The following is an 18,968-nucleotide window of genomic DNA, read 5'->3' on the forward strand; positions in this document are numbered from 1 at the left end:
GGTTAGACACATCATCCGCATTGCGGTTAATTGAAATGGAAAAAGTATGAAGAACTGGAAAACGCTGCTTCTCGGTATCGCCTTAGTTGCGAATACCAGTTTCGCTGCCCCACAGGTTGTCGATAAAGTAGCAGCCGTCGTAAATAACGGCGTCGTGCTTGAAAGCGACGTTGATGGCTTGATGCAGTCCGTGAAGATGAACTCAGGCCAGGCCGGCCAGCAGTTACCGGACGACGCCACCCTGCGCCACCAGATCCTGGAGCGTCTGATCATGGATCAGATTATCCTGCAAATGGGGCAGAAAATGGGCGTGAAGATCTCCGACGAACAGTTGGATCAAGCGATCGCTAACATCGCCAAACAGAACAACATCACGATGGATCAGATGCGTAGCCGTCTGGCCTACGATGGGATGAACTACAACACCTATCGCAACCAGATCCGCAAAGAAATGCTGATTTCTGAAGTGCGTAACAATGAAGTGCGCCGCCGCATTACCGTGCTGCCGCAGGAAGTTGACGCGCTGGCGAACCAGATTGGCAATCAGAACGATGCCAGCACTGAGCTAAACCTCAGCCACATTCTGGTTCCGCTGCCGGAAAACCCAACCTCCGACCAGGTGAACGAAGCGCAAAGCCAGGCAGAGTCTATCGTTGACCAGGCGCGTAACGGCGCGGACTTCGGTAAACTGGCCATCACCTACTCCGCAGACCAACAGGCGCTGAAAGGCGGCCAGATGGGCTGGGGCCGTATTCAGGAACTGCCGGCAATCTTTGCCCAGGCGCTGAGCACGGCGAAAAAAGGCGATATCGTTGGGCCAATCCGCTCCGGCGTTGGCTTCCATATTCTGAAAATCAACGACATGCGCGGCCAGACTCAGAATATCTCGGTTACCGAAACGCACGCTCGTCACATCCTGCTCAAGCCGTCGCCAATCATGACTGACGATCAGGCCCGTGCCAAACTGGAACAGGTTGCGGCAGATATCCGCAGCGGCAAAACCACCTTCGAGAAAGCGGCAAAAGAGCTGTCTCAAGACCCAGGTTCTGCTAACCAGGGCGGTGATTTAGGCTGGGCGACCCCGGATATCTACGATCCATCGTTCCGCGATGCGCTGATGAAGCTGAACAAGGGCCAGATCAGTGCCCCGATTCACTCCTCTTTCGGCTGGCATTTGATTCAGTTGCTGGATACCCGCAACGTTGACCGTACCGACGCCGCACAGAAAGACAGAGCTTATCGTATGCTGATGAACCGTAAGTTCTCCGAAGAAGCGGCCACCTGGATGCAGGAACAGCGCGCCAGCGCCTATGTTAAAATTCTGAGCAACTAATGACTCAACACGCTCGTGTCGTTATCACTCCCGGCGAACCCGCCGGGATTGGTCCAGATCTCGTTATCCAACTGGCCCAGCGCGACTGGCCGCTCGAACTGGTCGTTTGCGCTGACGGTCGCCTGCTGAGTGAGCGAGCGACACTGCTCGGCCTCCCCCTCACGCTTTTACCGTATTCAGCCGAAACCCCGGCAATGCCCCAACGCGCGGGCACACTGACGCTGCTGCCTGTCGAGCTGTGTGCTGCTGTTACGCTGGGTGAACTGAACGTTGAAAATGGTCGCTATGTGGTCGAAACGCTCGCTCGCGCTTGCGATGGTTGCCTCAGCGGTGAATTTGCCGCACTCGTCACCGGGCCGGTGCACAAAGGCATCATCAACGATGCTGGCGTACCGTTTACCGGCCACACCGAGTTCTTTGAGGAACGTTCAGGCGCGCCTAAAGTGGTGATGATGCTGGCGACCGAAGAACTGCGCGTCGCACTGGCGACGACGCATCTGCCGCTCAAAGCGGTGAGTGATGCCATTACGCCTGACCTGCTGCGGGAAGTGATCACTATTCTGCATACCGATTTGCAGAACAAATTTGGCCTTGCTCATCCTCACGTACTGGTCTGCGGCCTGAACCCTCATGCGGGCGAAGGCGGGCACATGGGGACGGAAGAGATAGATACCATTATTCCGGTACTGGAAGAGATGCGGGCGAAAGGGATGAATCTGAGCGGGCCGCTGCCTGCCGATACCCTTTTTCAAGCGAAGTATCTTGACCATGCCGATGCCGTGCTGGCAATGTACCACGATCAGGGCCTACCCGTGCTAAAATACCAGGGCTTTGGCCGTGGCGTGAACATTACGCTCGGTTTACCTTTTATTCGCACTTCCGTTGACCACGGCACAGCCCTTGAACTGGCAGGCCAGGGGAAAGCGGATGTCGGCAGTTTTATTACGGCGCTTAATCTCGCCATCAAAATGATTGTTAACTCTAATGAATAATCGAGTCCATCAGGGCCACTTAGCCCGAAAACGCTTCGGGCAAAACTTTCTCAACGATCAATTCGTGATCGACAGTATTGTTTCGGCGATTAACCCGCAAAAAGGCCAGGCCATGGTTGAAATCGGCCCAGGTCTCGCCGCACTGACCGAACCGGTCGGCGAACGTCTTGACGAAATGACCGTTATCGAACTTGACCGCGATCTGGCGGCTCGTCTGAAAACCCACCCGTTCCTGGGGCCGAAGCTGACTATCTATCAGCAGGATGCCATGACCATGAACTTTGGCGAGCTGTCTCAGACACTCGGTCAGCCGCTGCGTGTGTTCGGCAACCTGCCGTACAACATCTCCACGCCGCTGATGTTCCATCTGTTTAGCTATACTAATGCCATTGCAGACATGCATTTCATGCTGCAAAAAGAGGTGGTTAACCGTCTGGTTGCCGGGCCAAACAGTAAAGCCTATGGTCGTCTGACCGTTATGGCGCAATACTATTGCAACGTGATTCCGGTTCTTGAAGTGCCGCCAAGCGCTTTCACACCACCACCAAAAGTAGATTCTGCCGTGGTACGTCTGGTTCCTCACACCACTAAGCCGTACCCGGTCAAAGATGTTCGCGTGTTGAGCCGTATTACGACCGAAGCGTTTAACCAACGTCGTAAGACCATTCGTAACAGCCTTGGCAATCTGTTCAGCGTTGAGGTGTTAACGGAGCTGGGTATTGACCCAACGATGCGAGCAGAAAATATCTCTGTTGCGCAATACTGCCAGATGGCTAACTATCTGTCAGAGAATGCGCCCTCGAAGGAGAGCTAAACCATGATCGATTCGCCACGAGTTTGCGTACAGGTACAGAGCGTCTACATTGAGACGCACTCCCAGCCGGAAGACGATCGTTATGTCTTCGCTTATACGGTCACCATTCGCAACCTCGGGCGAAGCGCGGTTCAGCTTCTGGGCCGTTATTGGATAATCACTAACGGTCACGGCCGTGAAACTGAAGTTCAGGGAGAGGGTGTGGTTGGCGTTCAGCCGCATATCGCTCCCGGTGGCGAATATCAGTACACCAGCGGTGCCGTGCTGGAAACCCCACTCGGCACTATGCAGGGCCACTATGATATGGTCGATATCGACGGCGTGCCGTTCTCCATCGACGTTCCCGTTTTCCGTCTCTCTGTTCCCACGCTGATTCACTAAACATGTCTACATACCTTATTGGCGACATTCACGGTTGCTTTGATGAGTTGATCGCCCTTTTACAACAGGTGGAGTTCACGCCTGGCGTTGATACCCTGTGGTTAACCGGTGATTTGGTTGCGCGCGGCCCCGGCTCGCTGGAAGTGCTGCGTTACGTCAAATCTCTGGGCGATAACGTTAAAATCGTGCTGGGCAACCATGACCTGCACCTGCTGGCGGTTTTTGCTGGCATTAGCCGCAACAAGCCGAAAGACAAGCTCAACCCGCTGCTCGACGCGCCAGACGCCGACGAGTTGCTCAACTGGCTACGTCGTCAGCCGCTGATGCAGGTTGATGAAGACAAAAAGCTGGTGATGACCCACGCGGGCGTCACTCCGCAATGGGATATAGAAACAGCAAAACAGTGCGCGCGCGATGTTGAAGCGGTGCTGTCCAGCGATTCCTATCCGTTCTTCCTTGATGCGATGTACGGCGATATGCCGAATAACTGGTCACCGGAGCTGAGTGGCCTGGCGCGCCTGCGTTTTATCACCAACGCATTTACCCGTATGCGCTATTGCTTCCCGAACGGTCAGTTAGATATGTACAGCAAAGAGTCGCCGGAAAACGTCTCTGCACCACTTAAGCCGTGGTTTATGCTGCCTGGGCCGATTACCGACGAGTACAACGTGGCCTTTGGTCACTGGGCATCGTTAGAAGGGAAAGGGACACCGAAGGGGATTTACGCGCTGGATACGGGCTGCTGTTGGGGTGGTGAGCTAACCTGTCTGCGCTGGGAAGACCAGCAGTACTTTACGCAGCCCTCCACTCGTCATATTACGCCGAGTCAAGGTAACGCGTCGGCATCATAATGCGATAAGGCGGGGGCGCTTCGCTTCCCGCCTTATATTTACACTCGTACAGGCGGGTAAGCGAAACTGCCATTCGGCACGCGGTTAACGACGCTCTAAAACTTCAAAGCAGTAGCTATGCGAGTTTTGCTCATCTGCGTCGTGGAATTCACTGAATACAGATTCCCACTGATCCGGGTCGTAATCCGGGAAATGGGTGTCGCCTTCCACTTCTGCATCAATATGGGTCAGGTACAGTTTTTGCGCTTTCGGCAGGAACTGCTCGTACACGCGACCACCGCCAATCACCATAATTTCTTCAGCATCGCCGCAGGCAGCAATGGCTTCATCGACAGATTTAACCCACTGTACGCGATCGTCAGTGCCTGGTTTGCTGCTAATGACGATATTCTTACGCCCAGGTAACGGGCGACCAATAGACTCCCAGGTTAGGCGGCCCATCACGACAGGTTTATTTAACGTGTTACGTTTAAACCAGGCGAGATCGGCGGGTAAATCCCACGGCATCGCGTTTTCCATGCCGATGACGCGATCTACTGCAAGCGCAGCAATCAGACTGATCATTGAGTGTGTCCCAAATACGAAAAAAATTGTCGCCACTATACGGAAAGCATAATCTTTCGTCGACAGGCGGTCAGGTAAAGAAGAATAAAATTTACAGATTTGCTGGCAAGTCCGCGCAGACAACGTGGACAGCCAGCATTACACCTCATACAGATGTCATAGCGACGGCTTTACTTCTGGCTCATCTTCTGGGTTACCGCTGTGTTTCCCCTCTTCCGTGCCCTGCCAGCCATGTCGCTGAATCACTGACAAGTGATTACGGTCTTCATTGATGATCTCCGTCAGCATCGCGCTAGTACGCTTAAACGCCGCCGCCCGCGAGGAGGCATCGTTCTCGGCCATCGTGACCATCTCCTCCATCAGTTGAATATTAAAACGACGGAACAGGTCAGCGCGCTCGCGGGCCTCGTAGGCTCCCAGCCCTAATGACTCCAGCGCCAAACGTCCGGATTTCAGCGCCGCTTCAAAGGTTTCACGCTCCGGTGCGGTGACTCCCGCCTGGCGTAGCTGAATATAGTGTTCAACATCACGGGCGCGGGCAATCACCGTCAAATGCGGGAAATGCTCTTTTGCTAATTCGGTAAGCTGAAGGCTCGCCTGCGGATCATCAATCGCGTTAATCAAAACTTCCGCTTTTTCTGCCCCGGCTGACTCCAGTAAATCGGCTCGGGTGGCATCGCCGTAAAAGACCTTCATATCGAATTTACGCAGCGTATCAACGTGGTCTGGATCATAATCAAGAATCACCATCTTAACCCCACTGGAAAGCAGTAAACGACCGGCAATCTGACCAAAACGCCCGAAGCCCGCAATAATCACTCGCGGCTGTTCTTCATCAATTTCATCGGCCTCACGAGTATTACCGGCGCTGGCCTGTTTCTCCAGGCGCGTCAGCAACACCAGCAGAATTGGCGTTGCCGCCATCGACAGTGCCACCGCCAGCGTTAGCGCTTTCGCCCACTCAGCATCCAGCACGTTAGCCATCTGCGCTGCGCCAAAGACCACAAACGCAAACTCACTCCCCTGCCCCAACAGCACCGCAAACCAACGGCGCTGCGAGCGCGGAACCTGCAAGGGTTTGGCAATCAGCCACAGCATGACCGATTTAATGACCAGGAAACCGACCAGCAGCGTGATAATACGCAGCGGGTTGTGAATCAGCGTGCCGAAGTCGATAGACATCCCCACGCCGATAAAAAACAGCCCCAACAGCAAGCCCTTAAATGGTTCGATATCGCTTTCCAGCGCGTGGCGATATTCAGAGCTTGCCAGCAGAACCCCCGCCAAACACCGAGGCGCGCAGCTTCCATAGCCGCTGCGGGTCAAGCTCCAGGCCGATGACAAACAGCATCAGCACGACGCCGATTTCCGCGAAATGCAAAATGGCTTCGGCATCGGTGACTAACCGCAGCCCCCACGGGCCGATAATGCAGCCCGCTATCAAATACCCCAGCACAGATCCCAGCCCCAGCCGTACCGCGATAGGCACAATCAGCGCCGCTGAACCCAGATAAATCAGCGCCTGTATTAGCGTATGGCTATCCATTGTTGTGCTCCTCCAGCCAGGCCAGCAGGCGCTGTTTGTAGTGCCGCGCCTGCGCCTGTAGCGTCTCTTCATCGCAGATAAACGTGCAGTGCACGGCAAACGGCGGCAACCATTTCATGCCGCAATAAATGGTGGTCGCCTCCAGCGGCTGCCCTAGCACCTCAAACCCCGGATGCGATCCAATCTCGAAATGGCTTTCGCCACCGCCGGTCGTCACCGCCCACATCACGCTCTTACCGTGCAGCGCTGTGCCACCGTGGCCATATGCCCAGCCGTGCGACAGCACTTTATCCAGCCACAGTTTGAGCAGCGGCGGCGTGCTGTACCATTGCATCGGATGCTGCAAAATAATCAGGTCAGCGCGAGACAGCGCCTCCTGCTCAGCGGCAATATCAATATTAAAGTCGGGATAAAGGTGATAGAGAGAACGGACTTCCACTTCATCGAGCGTCCTTACCTGCTCAAGCATTCGCTTATTCGCATGAGAATGATGCGGATAAGGATGCGCATAAATAATCAGAATCATGATTAGCCTGTCTTACTTTATTATTTTACCCCTGAGTTTAGACAGTTAATGATGACACTGACAGGGTCAGTTGGCGTAAGCGCAGGAAATGGGGGGCGGCAAACGCCCCCCAGTCACATTCAGGAAGGTTGGTTCGCGGGTTTATCCGCAACCGGTGGGACATCCGGCGTCACGCTCAGATCACAGGTTTTCGGCAGGAAGAAGGTAAGGGTTCCGGCGATAATCAGCGAACCGGCCAGCGCGCAGACCGCTACGTTTTGCCCATAGAAGTAGATCATAACCCCCACCAGATACGGGCCGCAGAAGCCGCCAAGATTGCCGAGGCCGTTAATCACCCCGCGCGCGCTACCCGCCACTTCGGGCATGGCGATACGCCCAGGGATCGACCAGAACGGGCTAGTCGCTGCTTTCAGGAAGAAGCCGCAAATCACCAGCGCAATATAGGCCGCTACGATGTGGTCACGCAGCACCACCGACGCCAGCAACGCCACGGCGAATCCGTACAGCGAGAATCGAACCCACAGGCGGCGTTTACCGCTACGGTCGCTAAACAGCGAGATAATATAAATCCCAGCGAGCGTGGCAATAAACGGCAGGATAGCCAGTACGCCAACGCTTGCCATATTCGCGCCGGTAAGATTTTTAAGGATGGTCGGCAGCCACAGCGTATAGCCGTAATCGCCGGTCTGATAAAAGAAGTTCAGCAGTACCAGTTTCATCAGGCCAGAATTACGAAACACCTCCCGTACCGGCGCATTACTGACCGGCGCTTGTGCGCGACGCGCTTCCCGTTCAGCATTGAGCGCGTTAAGGAGATATTCACGTTCACGGGCGGGTAGCCAGCGCGCTTCTTCCGGGCGGTCGCTTATCATCAGCCACCACACCAGCAGCACCACCAGCGACAGCAGCCCTTCAATGATAAACAGCCAGCGCCAGTCGAGCGCGGCGATAATCGCACCAGAAACCGGCGCGGTTAACATGCCGCCCAACGGGGCAAACATCATCACAAAGGCGTTGGCGCGGCCAATCTCTTTTTCCGGGAACCAGTTGCTCACCATAGTCAGCACAACGGGCAGCATCCCGCCTTCCGATATCCCCAGCACAAAACGCAGCGCCAGCAGTTGGTATTCATGAGTGACAAAAGCGGTGGCAATCGACACTATCGCCCACGCCATCAGCGACCAGGCGATAAAACGTTTGCCGCTACCGTGAACGGCAATACGCCCACCGGGTATTTGCAGGAATAAATAACCAATAAAAAATATACCGCTGGCAACACCCGCCATTTGACTGGTAATACCGAGGTCAGACTCCATACCGCCGGGCAGTGCAAAACTAATATTAACCCTGTCCATAAACGAAATAACACAAGCGATTAGAACGGGCGCAATGATGCGCAACCAGCGGGTGCCAGGTATTTTCTCATTCATAATTCACACTCTCTATCGAGGGAAGGCGCAGTAATAAAATGGTGTGCGAAGCTGGGTGTTAATCAATGGCATTCGGTAATGGCGCGGCGTTAAAAAAGGCGGCGACATTATTAAACACCACGTCACTCATACGCTGGCGGGTTTCATGAGTGGCACTGGCAACGTGCGGCTGTAGCACCACGTTATCCATCGCGATAAGTTCGGCAGGCACATTCGGCTCATCTTCATAAACATCCAGCCCCGCCCCGGCGATAACACCGTTTTGTAACGCCTGAATCAGCGCACGTTCATCCACCAATGTGCCGCGCGCGATATTAATCAGCCACGCCTGTTTCGGCATCACGTTAAAGACGCTGGCGTCAATCAGCCCACGGTTCGCCGCGCCGCCAGAGGCAGCAATCACCAGAAAATCACTCTCATGCGCCAGAGTATGAAGGTCAGCGCACCAGTGATAATCAAGGTGGTTGAGTTTTTTGCGGTCGGTATAGCGGATTTCCATATCAAACCCGCTGGCGCGGCGAGCAATGCCCTGGCCGATATTACCCATACCGAAAATCCCTATTCGCTTGCCGCTCACCTGAGTTGCCAGCGCCGGAGCCTGCGCCAGCCATTTGCCTTCGCGCACAAATTTATCGCCCTGACACAACTGGCGAGCGCCCGCGAGCAGCAGCCCCATTGCCAAATCGGCGACATCGTTGGTCAGCACGCCAGAGGTGATGGTCACCGCAATATCATGAGCGCGGGTATAGTCGAGATCGACCGCATCCGTGCCCACGCCAAACACCGCCACCAGCCCAACGTTCGGCAGTTGTTCCAGCACGGCGCGGGTAACGCCGATATCGCCACGCGTGACCACCGCCTGAACCTTACCGCCCATCTGCTGAAGAAACGCCTGCGGGTCGACCTGTTCATACAGGCGATAAACCTGAAAAGCGGTGGAGAGTTTATCCAGCAAGCCGTCAATAACCGGAGCCATCAACAACACAGTATGCGGGTTTGCAGTATTCATCGTTTTACCTGTTTGAGAGTTCGGAAATTCGTTACGCCCTATCAAACGGGTTTTTACCGCTGCGTTTTGCGATCCACATCACGCGGGATCGTGTTAGAAATCTGTGTTACGGATGACGTGATCGTGGAAGCAAAAGTCGCGCGGGTCGCCAACAATCGCGCCGCTTTCGCAGAATGTTAGAGGGTTTCACCCATCGACAAACGGTAGTGGAGGTCAACTTTCTCAATAGTGGGTAAGCCTTTTATCTTCTTGATGAGGATTTCAGTCGCCACTTTGCCCATTTCGAAGCGCGGCGTCAGTACGCTGGCGAGGCGCGGGCTGACTATCTGCCCAATCTCCAGGCCGTGGAAACCGGCAATGGCTATCTCCTGCGGCACGGCAATGCCCGAAGCGATGCACTCCTGTAACACGCCTACCGCCAGATCGTCGTTGGTACAGAGAATACCGTCCATCTGTTGATACATCTGCCGCGCCAGGGTCATCATGCCAGTGCCTATCGATACCGATGAGACTTTATTGGGCGCGATACGCCCCACCGCCAGCCCCGCCTCCGCCATCGCTTTACAGTAGCCTGCGTAACGCTGTTCATCACGAATATCCGACATGGATCCAAAATAGATAATCTGGCGTTTGCCGCTCGCCAGCAGCATATTTGTCATATCGAACCCCGCGCGATAATTATCAAAGCCGACGTTAATACGCCCCGCGTTATCCGATAACCCCATCACTTCCGCGACAGGTATTTTAGTTGCCTTGAGGTATTTCTCGGCGCGAAGCGTATGCACGGACTCAGTTAACAGCAGCGCTTTAACATTCAGCGCCAGCACGGTGGCAATTTGTTCCTCTTCTCGCTGGCTGTCGTAATCATAATTAACGACTAACGTTTGATAACCGTAGGCGGTCGTTACGGATTCAATCCCCGCTAAAAGGTCAGCGAATATTTGGTTATTAAAGGAGGGAATAAGTACCCCAATACGCGGCACGGCCTGGCTGCCAATTGCTGGGTTATCGCTATCGGGCTGATAACCTACTTCTTCAATTACGCTGGCAATACGTTGTGCCGTTTCCGTTTTTACTTTTTCCGGTGTGCGCAAATAACGGCTGACGGTCATTTTCGTTACGCCCGCCAGCGCGGCGATATCATCTAGCGTTATCCGTTGTACTTTCATTCATATTGCCTGTTATTGCCGAAACCGTGTCCCGATATTATGCCTGTTGGCGACCGAAAAGAGAATGCGCTGACTCCCGTCTCAGGCCGCGTGTGACGCGGTTTTCCCCGTCTATTCTCGCCCTGGATCACATATGTTGTAACCCCTTTTCGTAACATCGTTGAGAGTGATCTCCATCACGGTTTAGCCCCGACAAAAACCGTCAGATAGAAAGCACTTTTTCAGGTGCATTCCCGCCGTGATACAGGAAACAGTAATGAACAATCTCTTCAGCTTACAAGGCAAACGTATTTTAATTACCGGCTCCGGGCAGGGGATCGGCTACGTCATGGCGCAGGGTTTGGCGCAATATGGCGCAGAAATTATCATCAATGATATTTCCGCCGAACGGGCGGAACAGGCGGCGATGAAATTACGCGACGAGGGCGCAACCGCCCATACCGCAGTATTTAACGTAACCGACGCGGAATCGGTCGAAAACGCCATCGCCCATATCGAAGAAAATATCGGCGCAATCGACGTACTGTTTAATAACGCCGGTATTCAGCGCCGTCACCCGTTTACCGAATTTCCCGTTCAGGAGTGGAACGACGTTATCGCCGTCAACCAAACCGCCGTATTCCTGGTTTCGCAGGCGGTCGCCAAACGCATGGTGGCGCGTAACGCCGGTAAAATCGTCAATATTTGCTCAATGCAAAGCGAGCTTGGTCGCGACACCATTACCCCCTACGCCGCCGCGAAAGGCGCGGTCAAAATGCTCACACGCGGCATGTGCGTGGAGCTAGCGCGGCACAATATTCAGGTGAACGGCATTGCGCCGGGCTACTTTAAAACCGCCATGACGCAGGCGCTGGTCGATGATAAAGCCTTTACCGACTGGCTGTGCAAGCGCACGCCCGCCGCCCGCTGGGGCGATCCGCAGGAGCTGGTTGGCGCGGCGGTGTTTTTATCGTCTAAAGCATCCGATTTTGTTAACGGGCATCTGCTGTTTGTCGATGGCGGCATGTTGGTTGCCGTCTGAAGAAAGGAGCACGCAATGGCAGAGCAATGCATTATTTTAATGGGCGTCTCCGGTACGGGGAAAACCACCGTCGGGCAGGCGCTGGCACAAGCGCTGGGCGCCAAGTTTATCGACGGCGATGACCTTCATCCCCGCCACAACATCCTCAAGATGGCTTCAGGTCAACCGCTGGAAGATAGTGACCGCCAGCCGTGGCTCGAACGTATCAGCGATGTCATTTTCAGTCTTGGGCAGAAAAATGAGTCCGGCGTGTTGGTCTGTTCAGCGCTGAAAAAGCGCTATCGCGACCAGTTACGTCAGGACAACCGCCACCTGTGTTTTCTGTGGCTTACCGGCGATTACGACTGCATTTTGCAGCGAATGCAGCAGCGCAAAGGCCACTTTATGCCAGAAGCCCTGTTACGTAGCCAGTTTGCGGCGTTAGAGGCGCCGGATGACAGCGAGCCAGATATTCAGCCAATCGATATTTCAACGGATGTCAGCAGCATTGTTGCCCGCGCCCTCACCCTTTTACCTTCGCAACCCGTACAGGGAATTCCAGCATGATTATCGATACCCTTTTCAACGCAGAAAAAAACGCGTTTTATCCGCCGGTTATCCGCAAGGCGTTGCGCGCGGTTATCCAGCAGGAACCGCACAGCCTGCCGCCGGGCAAATATACCGTTGATGGCGATAACCTGTTTTTTAACGTCGTTGAAGGTGACACCCGACCGCTTGCCGAGCAGCGCCCTGAGTTTCATCGCCAATATATTGATATTCATATCTTACTGGCGGGAGAGGAGGTAATCGGAGCTGGAAATAAGGGGCTGGCAATCACACCAGACGGTGAGTTTAATTCGGCGCATGATATCGGTTTTTGTACCCAAATCAGCAGCGAAACGCTGATTCATCTGCACTCAGAAGAGATTGCGATTCTCTTTCCAGGCGAACTGCATCGCCCGATGGGCAGCACTGGCGCGGGCGCGCCGCTGCGTAAAATCATCGTCAAAATTGATAACGCGCTGCTGTAAGCGTTGCGCGCTGGCCCCGAATCACGGGGCCACGGATAACAGTTAGTTATCCAGCTCGTTCATTTCGCGAACCTGGTCGCGGTTAATCTGCTCGGTTTTGCCGGTTTCCGCATTTTTGTACGATACCAGGCCGGTATCTTTATCAACCTGCGGCTTACCGTCGGTGACAATAGATTTGCCGTCTGTGGTCTTTAACGTTTGGTTGGATGAACAACCGGCGACGGTAAAGAGAGCGGCTGCAGCAAAAATTGAGGTAGCCAGAAGTTTATTTCGCATGGTGTTCTCCCTGCTTTTCAGTTGAATTTCATTATCGACCTAACCATTTTAGGCTAACTGACTGACGGGAGATGGAAAACCAGAACACTCCGAAGAAGTACGGAGGGGGGTGTTGCCGGATGGCGGCTGCGCCTTATCCGGCCTACAGGTGGAAAATGTGATTTTTGTAGGGCGGGTAAGCGAAGCGCCACCCGCCGGATACAAGCGGTGCGGCTTACTTCTTAATCTGCGCGTGCATTTCCTGTACCGACGTCACTTTGTCAGTAGCATCGGCATTCAGCGCCATGGTGGTTGCGAAACCGCCGTTCAGCGTGGTGTCGTAATGCACTTTGTATTGCAGTGCGCTGCGGCGAATCAGCTTGGAGTCTTCAATCGCCTGGCGGCCTGCGGTGGTGTTGATGATGTAAGTGTATTCGCCATTCTTGATACGGTCTTGAATGTGCGGACGACCTTCATGCACCTTATTCACCAGACGCGGGTTAATGCCCGCTTCGCCCAGCACAATCGCCGTGCCGTGGGTCGCGTCCAGCTCAAAGCCCTGTTTCAGCAGTTTTGCCGCCAGGTCTACGACGCGCTCTTTATCGCCTTCGCGAACGGAGAGCAGCGCGCGGCCCTGTTTTTTCATGGTGGAGCTGCTGCCCAGCTGCGCTTTCGCAAAGGCTTCCGCGAAGGTGCGGCCTACGCCCATCACTTCCCCGGTAGAGCGCATTTCTGGCCCTAACAGCGGGTCAACGCCCGGGAATTTGTTGAACGGCAGGACCACTTCTTTCACCGAGTAATACGGTGGAATAACTTCTTTGGTCACGCCCTGCTGTGCCAGCGTTTTGCCAGCCATCACACGCGCCGCCACTTTCGCCAGCGGTACGCCGGTCGCTTTGGAGACGAACGGTACGGTACGCGCCGCACGTGGGTTGACTTCAATCAGGTAGACTTCGTTGTTTTTCACCGCAAACTGCACGTTCATCAGGCCGCGCACTTGCAGTTCGAAGGCCAGTTTCTGCACCTGCTGGCGCATCACATCCTGAATTTCCTGGCTCAGCGTGTAAGCGGGCAGTGAACAGGCGGAGTCACCGGAGTGTACGCCAGCCTGTTCGATATGTTCCATGATGCCACCAATCAGCACCATTTCGCCGTCGCAGATGGCGTCCACGTCCACTTCAATCGCATCGTCGAGGAAGCGGTCGAGCAGCACTGGCGCATCGTTAGAAACGCTTACCGCAGTCTGGAAGTAACGTTTAAGGTCAACTTCGTCGTAGACGATTTCCATCGCCCGGCCACCCAGCACGTAGGACGGGCGCACCACCAGCGGATAACCAATCTCTTTCGCCTTCTCAACCGCCATTTCAATCGCCGTTACAGTGGCATTCGCCGGTTGTTTCAGCTTCAGGCGGTCAACCGCATGTTGGAAGCGCTCGCGGTCTTCTGCACGGTCGATAGCGTCCGGGCTAGTGCCGATAACCGGTACACCAGCCGCTTCCAGCGCGCGCGCCAGTTTCAGCGGGGTTTGACCGCCGTACTGAACGATAACGCCTTTCGGTTTTTCGATACGGACGATTTCCAGCACGTCTTCCAGCGTGACCGGCTCGAAGTACAAGCGGTCGGAAGTGTCGTAGTCGGTGGAGACGGTTTCCGGGTTGCAGTTGACCATGATGGTTTCATAACCATCTTCGCGCAGCGCCAGCGAGGCGTGTACGCAGCAGTAGTCAAACTCGATACCCTGGCCGATACGGTTCGGGCCGCCGCCGAGCACCATGATTTTGTCGCGGTCAACGGACGGGTTGGCTTCGCACTCATCTTCATAAGTGGAGTACATGTAAGCGGTATCGGTGGCGAACTCTGCAGCGCAGGTATCCACGCGTTTGTAGACCGGGTGCAGGTTGTACTGGTCGCGCAGCTTGCGGATTTCCGCTTCACGAACGCCCGCCAGTTTAGCCAGACGCGCATCGGCAAAGCCTTTGCGTTTCAGCATCCGCAGGAAGTCAGCGTCGAGGCCATTAATGCCCACTTCCGCCACTTTCTCTTCCAGGCGTACCAGCTCTTCAATTTGTACCAGGAACCAGCGGTCGATGTTGGTCAGGTTGAACACACCGTCAACCGACAGGCCAGCACGGAAGGCATCCGCGATGTACCAGATTCGCTCTGCGCCTGCGTCTTTCAGCTCGCGGCGGATTTTGGTCAGCGCTTCCGGGTCATCGAGGCTCACTTTCGGGTCGAAGCCCATCGCGCCGACTTCGAGGCCGCGCAACGCTTTCTGCAATGATTCCTGCTGAGTGCGGCCAATCGCCATCACTTCGCCGACCGATTTCATCTGAGTGGTCAGACGGTCGTTCGCGCCCGCGAATTTCTCGAAGTTGAATCGTGGAATTTTGGTGACAACGTAGTCGATGGACGGCTCGAAGGAGGCCGGAGTACGACCACCGGTGATATCGTTCATCAGTTCGTCGAGGGTGTAACCCACCGCCAGTTTTGCCGCCACTTTAGCAATCGGGAAGCCGGTGGCTTTCGATGCCAGCGCCGAGGAGCGGGAAACGCGCGGGTTCATTTCGATAACAATCAGGCGACCATTTTTCGGGTTCACCGCGAACTGAACGTTAGAACCGCCGGTTTCAACGCCGATTTCACGCAGTACCGCCATCGAGGCGTTACGCATGATTTGGTACTCTTTGTCGGTCAGCGTCTGCGCTGGCGCCACGGTGATGGAGTCACCGGTATGAATGCCCATCGCATCGAAGTTTTCGATAGAGCAGACGATGATGCAGTTGTCGTTGCGGTCACGCACCACTTCCATCTCGTACTCTTTCCAGCCGATCAGTGATTCATCAATCAGCAGTTCGTTGGTTGGAGAGAGATCCAGACCGCGTTCGCAGATTTCTTCGAACTCTTCGCGGTTATAAGCGATACCGCCGCCAGTGCCACCCATCGTGAAAGATGGACGGATGATGCACGGGAAGCCGACGTCAGCGGCAACCGCCAGCGCTTCTTCCATATTGTGCGCGATACCGGAACGCGCGGTGTCGAGGCCGATTTTCTTCATCGCCACGTCGAAACGGCGGCGGTCTTCGGCTTTATCAATCGCGTCGGCGGTCGCACCAATCATGGTGACGCCAAATTCGGCCAGTACGCCCTGACGTTCCAGCTCCAGCGCGCAGTTCAGCGCCGTCTGGCCGCCCATCGTCGGCAGCACTGCATCCGGGCGCTCTTTTTCAATAATCTTGCGTACCACTTCCCAGTGAATCGGCTCGATGTAGGTGGCATCGGCCATTTCTGGGTCAGTCATGATGGTGGCTGGGTTGGAGTTCACCAGAATGACGCGGTAACCCTCTTCGCGCAGCGCTTTACACGCCTGCGCACCAGAGTAGTCAAACTCACACGCCTGACCGATAACAATCGGGCCCGCACCCAGAATCAGGATACTTTTTATGTCTGTACGTTTTGGCATGGCTCTTTTAACTCCTGATTATTTCGCGGACTGACGGTATTGCTCAATTAACTCGATAAAGTGGTCGAACAGCGGTGCGGCATCGTGCGGGCCTGGGCTGGCTTCCGGATGGCCCTGGAAGCTGAACGCAGGCTTATCGGTACGATGGATGCCTTGCAGCGTGCCGTCGAACAGCGATTTGTGCGTTACACGCAGGTTAGCTGGCAGCGTGGCTTCATCTACCGCAAAACCGTGGTTCTGCGCGGTAATCATCACCACGTTTTTGTCCAGGTCTTTTACCGGATGGTTGCCGCCGTGGTGGCCGAACTTCATCTTGATGGTTTTCGCACCGCTCGCCAACGCCAGTAGCTGATGGCCGAGGCAGATGCCAAATACCGGAATCTCGGTCTGGAGGAATTTTTCAATCGCGTCGATAGCGTAGTCACACGGCGCTGGGTCGCCAGGGCCGTTGGAGAGGAAGATACCGTCTGGATTCATCTTCAGGACCTCTTCCGCAGAGGTTTTCGCCGGAACCACCGTCAGGCGGCAGCCACGGTCAACCAGCATCCGCAGAATGTTGCGTTTCGCGCCAAAATCGTAGGCAACGACGTGGAACGGCAGCTCTTCTTCGGACTTCGCTTCTGGCAATTCACCCGCCAGTGTCCAGCTCCCTTGTGTCCAGCTATAGCTTTCAGCCGTGGTCACTTCTTTCGCCAGATCCATCCCGTTCAGGCCAGGGAACGCTTTGGCTTTTTCCAGCGCCAGTGCGGCATCCAGATTATCGCCTGCGATGATGCAGCCGTTCTGCGCCCCTTTCTCACGCAGCAGGCGCGTCAGCTTACGAGTATCGATATCGGCAATCGCCACGATGTTATGGCGTTTCAGGTAAGAAGAGAGGTCTTCAGTGTTGCGGTAGTTGCTGGCAATCAGCGGCAGGTCACGAATTACCAGACCTTGTGCGTGAACCTGGGAAGACTCTTCATCAGCGGCGTTAGTGCCGACATTACCAATATGGGGATAAGTAAGAGTGACGATTTGGCGAGAATAAGAAGGATCAGTGAGGATTTCTTGATAACCGGTCATTGAAGTATTGAAAACGACTTCCCCAACCGCCGAACCTGTTGCCCCTATGGCCCGACCGTGAAACTGGGTTCCGTCTTCCAGAACCAATAGCGCTGACTTAATCAAAACACCCTCCAGAGAATATTTACTCGATTTATTTGCATATTAATTCATTTCAATGCGATAAATCAATGCAAATCTGCTTACCGATGAATTTCTGGCAAACGGCGGCATTCTAGAGACAGCCTCGGCAAAAGTCTACCTTAAAGGGCATTTTTTATTATTATTTTATGGCACTGGTGAAACCACCAGCCAAAAACCGCCAAAAAGATCAACTAACTCATTGTGGAAAACGCTTGCGGAGCAGGAAGAGTGTTAAATCGTGGGGAAGATCGCGAAAAAGTAGACCAGATGGTCAAAATTTACATTTAACCAACACATTTTTGCCACTAAACATATAAAAATGAGAGCTTCAAAATCAAATTGATAAAAAGAACTTAAAATAAAGGGCAATAAATTATTGCCCTTTGTAATCAACGAACTACGACTACAACAACCACATCACTACGGGTAATAAATCGTTATAATTCATTCAAATTCAGCACATCACGCATATCAAAAAGACCATTACGCTTTGATTTTATCCACAAAGCCGATCTCACTGCGCCGTTGGCAAACGTCATGCGGCTGGAGGCCTTATGCGTTATCTCTACACGCTCACCGATATCGGCAAACATCGCCGTATGTTCACCGACAATATCGCCCGCGCGCACGGTGGCAAAGCCGATAGTGCCCGGCACACGCTCGCCGGTGTAGCCTTCACGGCTATAGACCGCGCAATCTTTCAGATCTTTATCCAGCGCCGAGGCAATCGCCTCGCCCATTGCCAGCGCAGTGCCTGACGGTGCATCCACTTTATGGCGATGGTGCGCTTCAATAATTTCGATGTCGGTATAGTCGCCCATCACTTTTGCCGCTTTCTCCAGCAGCTTCAGCATGACGTTTACGCCGACGCTAAAGTTGGCAGCAAACACAATGGCAATCTCTTGCGAGGCATCGCGAATCGCCTGTTTGCCAGCATCGTCGAAACCGGTCGTACCAATGACCATGCCTTTACCGTGCTCGCGGCAAAATGCCAGATGCGTTAACGTCCCTTCCGGGCGAGTAAAATCGATGAAAACGTCGAAATCATCTTTTACGGCTTCGAGGCTGCTGTGAACGGTAACGCCCGACTTCCCCGCGCCCGCCAGTTCACCGGCATCGCTGCCCAGTAAAGAAGAGCCTTCACGCTCCAGCGCTGCGCCCAGTTGAACGCCTTCCATCGCCAATGTTGCCTGGATTAACTGGCGTCCCATGCGGCCGCCAGCGCCTGCAATGGCGACGCGGATTTGTGCATCATGCATAGCTATTCTCTTATGTTAATTTTGCGTAAACCGTTCTCAGAGTAACCAGCCCACTTCAGAGCCGCCAGCCGAAAACGACAATAATTAGAATAAAATGATAAACAGAGAGGCGTATCAGTAAAAGGCATGATTCATCCCGCAGGATGAATCATTATCACGGGAG

The 18,968-nt window shown here is 54.3% G+C and carries 17 protein-coding genes and 1 pseudogene; 8 read left to right on the plus strand and 10 right to left on the minus strand.

Going from position 1 to position 18,968, the window contains the following annotated elements; genetic code table 11:
• Positions 1-46: 46 nt before the first annotated feature.
• Genes surA through apaH form a run of 5 tightly spaced genes read left to right on the plus strand, consistent with a single transcriptional unit; the run spans position 47 to position 4,371 of the window.
• Entirely contained in the window at positions 47-1,333 is a 1,287-nt protein-coding gene (gene surA / locus AC6I4B_RS19480) for a peptidylprolyl isomerase SurA (RefSeq protein ID WP_497767519.1), read from the plus strand.
• Positions 1,333-2,325 (plus strand): 4-hydroxythreonine-4-phosphate dehydrogenase PdxA, encoded by a 993-nt coding sequence (gene pdxA, locus AC6I4B_RS19485; protein WP_497767521.1) that lies wholly within the window; start codon positions 1,333-1,335, stop codon positions 2,323-2,325. Before surA ends, pdxA begins: the two co-directional genes overlap by 1 nt.
• Positions 2,318-3,139 carry a 16S rRNA (adenine(1518)-N(6)/adenine(1519)-N(6))-dimethyltransferase RsmA gene (gene rsmA / locus AC6I4B_RS19490; protein ID WP_497767523.1) on the plus strand — a complete coding sequence of 274 codons (822 nt, stop codon included), beginning with the start codon at positions 2,318-2,320 and terminating at the stop codon, positions 3,137-3,139. The genes pdxA and rsmA overlap by 8 nt, the downstream gene beginning before the upstream one ends.
• A gap of 3 nt (positions 3,140-3,142) precedes the next feature.
• The gene (gene apaG / locus AC6I4B_RS19495; protein ID WP_497767524.1) at positions 3,143-3,520 is read left to right on the plus strand and encodes a Co2+/Mg2+ efflux facilitator ApaG/CorD; all 378 of its coding nucleotides are present in this window, start codon (positions 3,143-3,145) and stop codon (positions 3,518-3,520) included.
• 2 nt (positions 3,521-3,522) lie between these two features.
• Positions 3,523-4,371, plus strand: coding sequence for a bis(5'-nucleosyl)-tetraphosphatase (symmetrical) ApaH (gene apaH / locus AC6I4B_RS19500; protein WP_497767526.1), 849 nt, complete (start codon positions 3,523-3,525; stop codon positions 4,369-4,371).
• Between the two features lie 84 nt (positions 4,372-4,455).
• Here the strand turns inward: apaH and folA are convergent, their stop codons facing one another.
• The 6 genes and pseudogenes from folA to AC6I4B_RS19530 all read right to left on the minus strand — a co-directional run bounded on the left by folA (position 4,456) and on the right by AC6I4B_RS19530 (position 10,615).
• Positions 4,456-4,935, minus strand: a complete 480-nt coding sequence (gene folA, locus AC6I4B_RS19505; RefSeq protein WP_497767527.1) for a type 3 dihydrofolate reductase — start codon at positions 4,933-4,935, stop codon at positions 4,456-4,458.
• Positions 4,936-5,091: 156 nt separating this feature from the next.
• Positions 5,092-6,481 (minus strand): annotated as a pseudogene (locus AC6I4B_RS19510) (cation:proton antiporter domain-containing protein).
• Positions 6,474-7,007: a glutathione-regulated potassium-efflux system oxidoreductase KefF gene (gene kefF, locus AC6I4B_RS19515; protein WP_497767529.1), complete on the minus strand. Its 534-nt coding sequence runs from the start codon at positions 7,005-7,007 to the stop codon at positions 6,474-6,476. Before kefF ends, AC6I4B_RS19510 begins: the two are co-directional and overlap by 8 nt.
• A 119-nt stretch (positions 7,008-7,126) precedes the next feature.
• Positions 7,127-8,437, minus strand: a complete 1,311-nt coding sequence (locus AC6I4B_RS19520) for an MFS transporter (protein WP_497767531.1) — start codon at positions 8,435-8,437, stop codon at positions 7,127-7,129.
• Positions 8,438-8,495: 58 nt separating this feature from the next.
• A complete protein-coding gene (locus AC6I4B_RS19525; RefSeq protein WP_497767532.1) occupies positions 8,496-9,446 on the minus strand; it encodes a 2-hydroxyacid dehydrogenase in 951 nt (316 codons plus the stop codon).
• 176 nt (positions 9,447-9,622) lie between these two features.
• Positions 9,623-10,615, minus strand: coding sequence for a LacI family DNA-binding transcriptional regulator (locus AC6I4B_RS19530; RefSeq protein WP_497767534.1), 993 nt, complete (start codon positions 10,613-10,615; stop codon positions 9,623-9,625).
• 256 nt (positions 10,616-10,871) lie between these two features.
• Here AC6I4B_RS19530 and idnO point away from each other — a divergent pair, with 256 nt between their 5' ends.
• From idnO to AC6I4B_RS19545, 3 genes are read left to right on the plus strand one after another with little or no spacing between them, the layout of a single operon-like run.
• Positions 10,872-11,636 carry a gluconate 5-dehydrogenase gene (gene idnO, locus AC6I4B_RS19535; protein ID WP_497767535.1) on the plus strand — a complete coding sequence of 255 codons (765 nt, stop codon included), beginning with the start codon at positions 10,872-10,874 and terminating at the stop codon, positions 11,634-11,636.
• A gap of 15 nt (positions 11,637-11,651) precedes the next feature.
• A complete protein-coding gene (locus tag AC6I4B_RS19540) occupies positions 11,652-12,182 on the plus strand; it encodes a gluconokinase (RefSeq protein ID WP_497767537.1) in 531 nt (176 codons plus the stop codon).
• Positions 12,179-12,646, plus strand: coding sequence for a NanQ anomerase/TabA/YiaL family protein (locus tag AC6I4B_RS19545; protein ID WP_497767539.1), 468 nt, complete (start codon positions 12,179-12,181; stop codon positions 12,644-12,646). Before AC6I4B_RS19540 ends, AC6I4B_RS19545 begins: the two co-directional genes overlap by 4 nt.
• Before the next feature lie 42 nt (positions 12,647-12,688).
• Here AC6I4B_RS19545 and AC6I4B_RS19550 read toward each other — a convergent pair whose 3' ends face one another.
• The 4 genes from AC6I4B_RS19550 to dapB all read right to left on the minus strand — a co-directional run bounded on the left by AC6I4B_RS19550 (position 12,689) and on the right by dapB (position 18,805).
• Positions 12,689-12,922, minus strand: coding sequence for a YgdI/YgdR family lipoprotein (locus tag AC6I4B_RS19550; RefSeq protein WP_497767540.1), 234 nt, complete (start codon positions 12,920-12,922; stop codon positions 12,689-12,691).
• A 214-nt stretch (positions 12,923-13,136) separates the two neighbouring features.
• The gene (gene carB, locus AC6I4B_RS19555; protein WP_497767542.1) at positions 13,137-16,361 is read right to left on the minus strand and encodes a carbamoyl-phosphate synthase large subunit; all 3,225 of its coding nucleotides are present in this window, start codon (positions 16,359-16,361) and stop codon (positions 13,137-13,139) included.
• A gap of 18 nt (positions 16,362-16,379) precedes the next feature.
• On the minus strand, positions 16,380-17,528 hold the full coding sequence (gene carA / locus AC6I4B_RS19560) for a glutamine-hydrolyzing carbamoyl-phosphate synthase small subunit (RefSeq protein ID WP_497767543.1): 1,149 nt from the start codon (positions 17,526-17,528) through the stop codon (positions 16,380-16,382).
• 455 nt (positions 17,529-17,983) lie between these two features.
• Entirely contained in the window at positions 17,984-18,805 is an 822-nt protein-coding gene (gene dapB, locus AC6I4B_RS19565) for a 4-hydroxy-tetrahydrodipicolinate reductase (RefSeq protein ID WP_497767545.1), read from the minus strand.
• Positions 18,806-18,968: the final 163 nt, after the last annotated feature.

The organism is Kluyvera fluvialis, assembly GCF_059725275.1.

Bases quoted from the DNA above. Each gene is read 5' to 3' on its own strand.
- surA (WP_497767519.1), top strand. From the start codon at position 47: ATGAAGAACTGGAAAACGCTGCTTCTCGGTATCGCCTTAGTTGCGAAT.
- pdxA (WP_497767521.1), top strand. From the start codon at position 1,333: ATGACTCAACACGCTCGTGTCGTTATCACTCCCGGCGAACCCGCCGGG.
- rsmA (WP_497767523.1), top strand. From the start codon at position 2,318: ATGAATAATCGAGTCCATCAGGGCCACTTAGCCCGAAAACGCTTCGGG.
- apaG (WP_497767524.1), top strand. From the start codon at position 3,143: ATGATCGATTCGCCACGAGTTTGCGTACAGGTACAGAGCGTCTACATT.
- apaH (WP_497767526.1), top strand. From the start codon at position 3,523: ATGTCTACATACCTTATTGGCGACATTCACGGTTGCTTTGATGAGTTG.
- folA (WP_497767527.1), bottom strand. From the start codon at position 4,935: ATGATCAGTCTGATTGCTGCGCTTGCAGTAGATCGCGTCATCGGCATG.
- kefF (WP_497767529.1), bottom strand. From the start codon at position 7,007: ATGATTCTGATTATTTATGCGCATCCTTATCCGCATCATTCTCATGCG.
- AC6I4B_RS19520 (WP_497767531.1), bottom strand. From the start codon at position 8,437: ATGAATGAGAAAATACCTGGCACCCGCTGGTTGCGCATCATTGCGCCC.
- AC6I4B_RS19525 (WP_497767532.1), bottom strand. From the start codon at position 9,446: ATGAATACTGCAAACCCGCATACTGTGTTGTTGATGGCTCCGGTTATT.
- AC6I4B_RS19530 (WP_497767534.1), bottom strand. From the start codon at position 10,615: ATGAAAGTACAACGGATAACGCTAGATGATATCGCCGCGCTGGCGGGC.
- idnO (WP_497767535.1), top strand. From the start codon at position 10,872: ATGAACAATCTCTTCAGCTTACAAGGCAAACGTATTTTAATTACCGGC.
- AC6I4B_RS19540 (WP_497767537.1), top strand. From the start codon at position 11,652: ATGGCAGAGCAATGCATTATTTTAATGGGCGTCTCCGGTACGGGGAAA.
- AC6I4B_RS19545 (WP_497767539.1), top strand. From the start codon at position 12,179: ATGATTATCGATACCCTTTTCAACGCAGAAAAAAACGCGTTTTATCCG.
- AC6I4B_RS19550 (WP_497767540.1), bottom strand. From the start codon at position 12,922: ATGCGAAATAAACTTCTGGCTACCTCAATTTTTGCTGCAGCCGCTCTC.
- carB (WP_497767542.1), bottom strand. From the start codon at position 16,361: ATGCCAAAACGTACAGACATAAAAAGTATCCTGATTCTGGGTGCGGGC.
- dapB (WP_497767545.1), bottom strand. From the start codon at position 18,805: ATGCATGATGCACAAATCCGCGTCGCCATTGCAGGCGCTGGCGGCCGC.